Annotated in this window: 5 protein-coding genes; 3 read left to right on the top strand and 2 right to left on the bottom strand. The window is 50.1% G+C overall.

The genetic code is table 11. The features are described from left to right. Nucleotides 1-43 precede the first annotated feature (43 nt). Both J1778_RS14115 and J1778_RS14120 read right to left on the bottom strand, forming a co-directional pair. The gene (locus tag J1778_RS14115) at nucleotides 44-2,446 is read right to left on the bottom strand and encodes a fimbria/pilus outer membrane usher protein (RefSeq protein ID WP_284004926.1); all 2,403 of its coding nucleotides are present in this window, start codon (nucleotides 2,444-2,446) and stop codon (nucleotides 44-46) included. A gap of 199 nt (nucleotides 2,447-2,645) precedes the next feature. After that, nucleotides 2,646-3,227: a fimbrial protein gene (locus J1778_RS14120; protein WP_217173687.1), complete on the bottom strand. Its 582-nt coding sequence runs from the start codon at nucleotides 3,225-3,227 to the stop codon at nucleotides 2,646-2,648. A 517-nt stretch (nucleotides 3,228-3,744) separates the two neighbouring features. Here J1778_RS14120 and acs point away from each other — a divergent pair. The 3 genes from acs to actP are packed head-to-tail and all read left to right on the top strand — an operon-like array spanning nucleotide 3,745 to nucleotide 7,736. Then, a complete protein-coding gene (acs, locus tag J1778_RS14125; RefSeq protein WP_217173688.1) occupies nucleotides 3,745-5,706 on the top strand; it encodes an acetate--CoA ligase in 1,962 nt (653 codons plus the stop codon). 54 nt (nucleotides 5,707-5,760) lie between these two features. Next, nucleotides 5,761-6,072: a DUF485 domain-containing protein gene (locus J1778_RS14130; protein ID WP_120509848.1), complete on the top strand. Its 312-nt coding sequence runs from the start codon at nucleotides 5,761-5,763 to the stop codon at nucleotides 6,070-6,072. Further along, entirely contained in the window at nucleotides 6,069-7,736 is a 1,668-nt protein-coding gene (actP, locus tag J1778_RS14135; protein WP_217173689.1) for a cation/acetate symporter ActP, read from the top strand. The genes J1778_RS14130 and actP overlap by 4 nt, the downstream gene beginning before the upstream one ends. Nucleotides 7,737-7,854 lie beyond the last annotated feature (118 nt).

The following is a 7,854-nucleotide window of genomic DNA, read 5'->3' on the forward strand; positions in this document are numbered from 1 at the left end:
TTATTCCCTTGCTTGTGCGGTCCTTTCAGACCGCTTTTCATCGTTATCTGCATGGCAGCAATACCTGCCCTGAACGGGTTTCAGGCTGCGGCGGCACCTGAACCTGGCATTGCTGGTCGTCTCCCCAGCGGACAGTCAGGGATTTCTCCCCTGACACCCCGGCAAGATAGGCCAGACCGCCGTCACCGATTAATCCGGCTTCAAAACCAGAGCTGTTGTCGGTGACTGACGCTCCCAGCGGTGGATGACTGCCATCTTTCAGGCGGATCACCGCCATCAGACGCTCACCTTTGATTGCACGGATTTTGCGAAAACCTATGGCGCCTTCTGTCAGCGTTTTACTGACCACCGAGCTGTAGACTTCGACGTCATCCGGTAAATGGTTCACATCCACGCGAATATCAGAGGTCTGATAGCTGGATACGCCATTCACCACCGCAATGCCGTAATCATTAGTCACGGATGCCCCGTCGCTTATCGGAATGCCTTTCACGCCGGTGGACACCATCATGCGGGGCTCGCTGCCCGCGCTGCTCTGATGCAAGGCCGCACCCGCTGCGGTGGCGGTAAATGAGCCGTACCAGTTCGCATTCACCGAACGGTAGTCGTTATTTTTCACACTGCCGTTGGCGCCAAACTGACCGTACGGCGACATATGCTGATAGTTGGCGCGGAACACGCCGTTACCTTTTTGCACATCAGGACTACTTCCCCCCGCGCCAACGCGCCAGGTATTGTTTGGATCCTGACTGTTGTAATACGACGCAGTTTGCGAGAAGCCGCTTTGTGAATCCTGCTGTGCGTCGTAGCTGATTTGTTGTCCTGAAGACAGCGGAAGGCTGAGCGACAGGAACATCTGGTTTTCATCGGTGCTGCGGTAATTCAGCTTGCTGGCAGAAAAGGTGGCAGACACACCGGTAAAGCGGCCGATATCGAAAATCTTGCTCACTGAGACGCTGTAGTTGTTACTCGGATCTTCGTTCCAGTAGACCTTATGTGTCGCCGACAGATATAAGGTGATCGCCGGCCACGGCAGATACTGGTTAGCCGTCACGGTGTAGGTCTGTTTGTCATCACGGGAATAGCCGTCGCCGTTCACCTTGTCGAGATACTGGTTAAAAGACATAAACGTCTTTTGTGAGAAGCGATAACCGGCGAACGTGATCTGACTGCCGGTCGAATCGAACCGTTTGGAATAGTTGGCGCGATAGCTGAAACCGGTTTGTTTACCCGCATATGGCACGGTCGCTGAAGAGCGCGTTACGTCAAAAGACACCGCGCCGAGTTTTTGCAGGTTTTGCCCGATACCCAGCGCCTGCGCCTGATAATTGCCGGTCGTCGAAATCAGCCCGCCATAAAGCGAGAAATCATTCAGCGCCCCCCAGGACATTTCCCCGCTGTAAAAACCCGGCTGTAAAACGTGGTTGCTGCTGCCGGTGGTCGGCTTCCCCATGGCCGTTTTAAACCGCACCTGGCCTTTTCGGGTCAGGAAGGGAATGGTGGCCGTCGTCACCTGATAGGTGGTGACGCTGCCATTTTCTTCTTCGATTTTGACGTCCAGCGCGCCCTGTACCGCTTCGGTCAGATCCTGAACGACGAACGGCCCCGGCGAGACGTTGGTCTGATAGATGACCCGTCCGTTCTGGCTGATGCTCACTTTGGCGTTGGTTTTGGCAATCCCGGTCACCTGCGGCGCATAGCCGCGCAATGACGGCGGCAACATGCGCTGGTCGCTGTTCAGCGACGCACCGAGAAAGCGGAATGAATCGAAAATGTCAGAACTCAGATACGTTTGTCCCCCGGTCAGGCGTGCGCCGATAGAGGGTATAGCGCGATACAAGTATTTCTGCGTCCAGGTGAAATTATCACTGGCTGGTGAACCTGAGGTACGCGAAGAGGAATACTGATAATCCGCACGGGCGCGCCATGCTCCGAGGTTAAACCCGGTGGTGCCGTAGCTGCTGAAACTGGTCGACGTATCCCCTTGTTGAGGCATGTAACGGCTACCCAGCAGGTTATAGTCGAGCAAAACGCCGTTTACACCTTCATCCCATTGAGAAGGTGGTACCCAGTTCTGGTCGTGGAACGTCAGCCAGGCTTGCGGAATGCTGATATTAAGCGTTTGCCTTTCCTGATCGTAACGTGCGGTCACTTCCGGCAATTTATCCAGAGACGTACATTTGCCGTGATGCCACAGGGTTATTTTTTCCCGTGCTGCTTTGGTCAGATCGAATTTATCCACCAGTGAAGGCGGCAGACATAACCGGCTATTTTTATTGTCATCTACCGGAATATATTGAATGACACTCTGGTCACCTAAGGTACGACCATTAAGCATCACATCCAGCAGGTACTCGCCAGGTGCGATGTAATTGGCGACCTGAAAACGCGACAGATCGACGTTATTGCGATCGGCAGAATCAATAAAATTAACATTAAATTCCACCGCCAGGCTTCTGATTGAAATTAAGCATCCCGACAAAAGAAAAATAAGCCAAAAGCCAGTCCCCTTCCTTGTCGATGTTCCATCCATCGCAAACAACATAATAAAATCACTTTTTGCTTTTATAGATCAAACATAAACCCCTGGCGCAGGTGCACCTGGAAAATAAAGGGGAGATAACTCCCCTAAATAATAACAATGCTTATTTATAATTCAGGGCGTACGTTGCCTGAGAAACGATAGTACCGGTCGAAACTGGCTGTGAGTTGGCTTCAACGCGCGCAGCAAACACCAGCTCATTATTACCAGTGACAAGGTTAATATCTTTTGAGGTATCACCGACTTTCAGCAGGTCGCCGTTCGCATCAATCAGACGAATGCCTGCGCCCTTTGCACTGCCGGTGTTTGCCAGCAATTCAGTCGCGCTGCTGTCAGGTGTGCCAGCGAAAGAAACGGCCACTTTAGACATCGCCGGATATTCGACGGTACCCGCAGTTTGTGCAGTCAGGTCGCAGCCTTGCAAGTGAATGGTGTAGTTAACGTTCTGGGAATATTTATTACCGCTCTCCAGCACTTTATTCGCTACCTGACCCATGTTCACATTAATGTCCTCATCTCCTGGAGCAATGGAGCAAGGTGCATTAATAACGGTTCCGGTGAAATGAATGCGACCAGAGCCCTGATCGGTTCCTGTTGGCGGTGTTGTAACATCGTCTGCGAAAGCTGAAGCAGAAATAAGGGCAGATAAAGCAATAACCAGTGTCTTGTTCTTGGCGTTAAACATAGTAAGTCCTTGAGATTGTAACGGTAGCTATTAAGCATAAAGCAGCTATTAAGCGATATTATTCGCTGTACCGAAGAGAGCACCCCTCTCTTGCCAGATCAATATACTGATATTTTTAATTTAACGTTATAATAATTCGCACAATGCAAATATTAAGAGTTTTACGCTCGGATTAATCTATAAACTTTGCCATTATGAAAGAAAATTAACTTATAGGTTAAAATAAATGATATTAAATGTTCTGCAATGAATAATAACTTTCGCATTAGATAAGGTGAGTTAAGCTTTATTTAACCAATTTATTACATTTTCAGTCATGAATTTTTACCAACTGCCCCTTTTTCTTCCTTCCGCATGACATTTTATTTGTGTGGCGTGCTCCGCAATGAACATGCGCATATCCTGCTGTTTTTACGCTGCTTGCGTGATCTGACCCCCAAAAACCAAACAAAGCCAAACCGCAAACTACACTTAACCTTTGATTGACATATCATTAACAAATCAAAGGAGAAAAACTATGAGCCATGTTTACAAGCATCCTATTCCTGCCTCTGTGGCAGAACGTACCCTGATCACACCTGAGAAATATCAGCAGTTTTATCAACAGTCTGTCGAAGATCCGGATTCATTTTGGGCAGAGCAGGCGAAAGTGTTGGACTGGATCAAACCTTTCACAAAAGTGAAGAACACGTCATTCGCACCGGGAAATATCGATATCCGCTGGTTTGAAGATGGCACACTCAATCTGGCTGCGAACTGTCTGGATCGTCATTTAGCGGAAAAAGGCGACCAGACAGCGTTGATATGGGAAGGCGATGACCCTAAAGCTGAAAACAAACACGTCACTTATAAGCAGCTTCACCATGATGTCTGTCAGTTTGCGAATGTACTGAAAGGATTAGGCGTTAAAAAAGGCGACGTGGTTGCTATTTATATGCCGATGGTACCGGAAGCTGCAGTTGCCATGCTGGCCTGCGCGCGTATTGGTGCCGTGCATTCCGTTATTTTTGCCGGTTTCTCACCTGAGGCCGTCGCTGGCCGTATTGTCGACTCCAGCGCCAAAGTCGTTATCACCGCGGATGAAGGGCTGCGCGCGGGACGAACTATTCCGCTGAAGCAGAATGTGGACGATGCGCTAAAAAATCCTTCCGTCACCAGCGTGACACATTCCATTATTTTCAAACGCACCGGCAAACAGGGCGAATGGAAAGAAGGCCGTGATATCTGGTGGCATGATGCCATTGACGGCGTTTCAGCCGATTGTCCGGCCGAAGAAATGAAAGCGGAAGATCCGCTGTTTATCCTCTATACCTCCGGCTCGACGGGTAAGCCAAAAGGTGTGCTGCACACCACCGGCGGCTATCTGGTTTATGCCGCTCTGACATTCAAATACACCTTTGATTATCACGACGGAGACATCTACTGGTGTACTGCCGATGTCGGCTGGGTAACGGGTCACAGTTATCTGCTCTACGGCCCGCTGGCATGCGGCGCGATCAGCCTGATGTTTGAAGGTGTGCCAAATTATCCGACGCCTGCTCGTATGGCTCAGGTCATTGATAAGCATAAAGTGAATATCCTCTATACGGCTCCTACAGCTATCCGCGCACTGATGGCTGAAGGCGATAAAGCGATTGAAGGCACCAGCCGTGAATCGCTGCGGATCATGGGCTCGGTGGGTGAACCCATTAATCCGGAAGCCTGGGAGTGGTACTACAAAACAATAGGCAACAGCCATTGCCCGATTGTCGATACCTGGTGGCAAACCGAAACCGGCGGCTTCATGATAACCCCATTGCCGGGGGCCACTGAGTTGAAAGCCGGTTCGGCAACACGACCGTTCTTTGGCGTTCAGCCTGCGCTGTTGGATAACGAAGGTGTTCCACAGGAAGGTGCGTGTGAAGGCAATCTGGTGATCACCGATTCATGGCCCGGTCAGGCGCGTACTCTGTTTGGTGATCATGAACGGTTCGAGCAAACCTATTTCTCAACGTTCAAAAACATGTATTTCAGCGGAGACGGTGCCCGTCGTGACGAAGACGGTTATTACTGGATCACCGGCCGCGTAGATGACGTGCTGAATATTTCCGGCCATCGTCTGGGAACAGCTGAAATTGAATCCGCGCTGGTTTCACACCCTAAAATTGCCGAAGCCGCTGTTGTCGGTATTCCGCATAACATCAAAGGGCAGGCTATTTACGCCTATATCACTCTCAATCACGGCGAAGAACCGTCTCCGGAACTCTATACCGAAGTGCGCAACTGGGTGCGTAAAGAGATAGGGTCCATCGCTACACCAGACATTCTCCACTGGACGGATTCATTACCTAAAACCCGTTCCGGCAAAATCATGCGCCGTATCCTGCGCAAAATTGCTGCCGGCGACACCAGTAATCTGGGAGATACCTCTACGCTGGCGGATCCGGGCGTAGTCGACAAATTGTTGGAAGAAAAACAATCAATGAAAGTGCCGTCGTAATTTTCACCGCCCTGGCGCGGTGAACTCTATCAATGCCTCACAGGAGTCACTGAGATGAATGATCTCATTTATCAGAGAGTTGTAAATAATCCGCGCTTCAGGGAACTGGTGCAAAAACGCAGTCGTTTTGCCTGGTTACTTTCAGGGATTACGCTGGTCCTGTACGTTGCCTTTATCCTGCTCATTGCCTTTGATCCGCAGTGGCTGGGAACCCCACTTTATGAAGGAGCGACGATTACCCGGGGTATTCCTGTCGGCGTGGGACTGATCGTTATCTCTTTCGTTCTGACAGGAATTTATGTCATCCGTGCGAATGGTGAATTTGATCGGTTAACTGCAGATATTATCCGCGAGGTACAGCCATGAAGGCGCGTCGCGGCTCTCTCCTTTTACTGGCGTTGGCTTCAGCCTTCCCCTTCAGCTTGTTTGCCGCCGAAGGGATTGCAGGTGAAGTGAAACGTCAGCCTCTTAATATAGAAGCCATTGTGATGTTCGTACTGTTTGTTGGTGCGACGTTATATATCACCTATTGGGCAGCAAAACGCACGCGATCCCGTCAGGATTACTACACTGCGGGCGGACGCATTACAGGCCTGCAAAACGGGATGGCGATTGCCGGTGACTTTATGTCAGCTGCGTCTTTTCTGGGCATCTCTGCGCTGGTTTACACGTCCGGGTACGATGGACTGATTTACTCCATCGGTTTCCTGATTGGCTGGCCGATTATCCTGTTTCTCATTGCCGAACGTCTGCGAAACCTGGGTAAATATACCTTTGCCGACGTGGCGTCTTACCGTCTGAAGCAGAAACCCATCCGGCTGCTTTCAGCCTGTGGATCGCTGGTAGTCGTCGCATTGTATCTGATTGCACAGATGGTCGGTGCCGGTAAGTTAATTCAGCTGCTGTTTGGTCTTAACTACCATGTTGCGGTGATCCTGGTCGGGATCCTGATGGTGCTTTATGTGTTGTTTGGCGGGATGCTGGCGACAACGTGGGTGCAAATCATCAAAGCAATTCTGCTACTGGCCGGTGCGACATTCATGGCCGTGATGGTCATGAGATCTGTCGGCTTTAACTTTAACACGCTCTTTACCCAGGCCGTTGCCGCGCATTCTAAGGGGATTGCAATCATGAGTCCGGGCGGACTGGTTTCAGACCCGATATCGGCTCTGTCTCTGGGGCTTGCGCTGATGTTCGGTACCGCCGGTTTACCGCATATCCTGATGCGATTCTTCACGGTGAACGATGCTAAAGAAGCGCGCAAAAGCGTGTTTTATGCCACCGGTTTTATTGGTTACTTCTATATTCTGACTTTCATTATCGGTTTCGGTGCCATCGTTCTGGTCAGTGCAAATCCTGCCTTTAAAGATGCCAGCGGTGTATTGCTTGGCGGAAATAATATGGCAGCAGTCCATCTGGCTGACGCGGTAGGAGGAAGCTTCTTCCTTGGCTTTATCTCTGCCGTCGCCTTCGCCACTATTCTTGCCGTTGTTGCAGGTCTGACTCTGGCGGGCGCTTCAGCGGTATCGCATGACCTTTACGCCAGTGTTATCAAGGATGGGAATGCCACTGAACGGGATGAGCTACGCGTTTCGAAGATAACAGTCATCTTGCTAGGGATCGTGGCGATTGCCCTGGGTATTTTGTTTGAAAAACAGAATATTGCGTTCATGGTCGGTCTGGCTTTCTCCATCGCTGCGAGCTGCAATTTCCCTATTATTTTGCTCTCAATGTACTGGTCGAAGCTGACTACGCGCGGAGCAATGATTGGGGGTTGGCTGGGATTGCTTACGGCAGTCATATTGATGATCCTCGGGCCAACTATCTGGGTGCAGATTTTAGGGCATGCCAAACCTATTTATCCGTATGAATACCCGGCGTTATTCTCAATGATTGTTGCCTTCGTGGGGACCTGGTTCTTCTCAATTACAGATAACTCGCTGGAAGGCCAGAAAGAAAGAGAACGTTTCTATCCTCAGTTTGTACGCTCACAAACGGGGATCGGGATCTCCCAAAGTTCTAATCACTGATTGTTCTGGTTTCAGAAACGCAAAAGGCCATCCTGAAGGATGGCCTTTTGTTTAGATATTCAGTCTTATCTGCAGAATCTTTGAATGCAGAAAAGACAAAAGCCCCGTACTTTCGTAC

This window comes from Rahnella bonaserana (genome assembly GCF_019049675.1).
Taxonomy (GTDB): Bacteria; Pseudomonadota; Gammaproteobacteria; order Enterobacterales; family Enterobacteriaceae; genus Rahnella; species Rahnella bonaserana.

Excerpts from the sequence above, each read along its gene's own strand:
- J1778_RS14120 (WP_217173687.1), bottom strand. The coding sequence starts at position 3,227 with ATGTTTAACGCCAAGAACAAGACACTGGTTATTGCTTTATCTGCCCTT.
- acs (WP_217173688.1), top strand. The coding sequence starts at position 3,745 with ATGAGCCATGTTTACAAGCATCCTATTCCTGCCTCTGTGGCAGAACGT.
- actP (WP_217173689.1), top strand. The coding sequence starts at position 6,069 with ATGAAGGCGCGTCGCGGCTCTCTCCTTTTACTGGCGTTGGCTTCAGCC.
- J1778_RS14130 (WP_120509848.1), top strand. The coding sequence starts at position 5,761 with ATGAATGATCTCATTTATCAGAGAGTTGTAAATAATCCGCGCTTCAGG.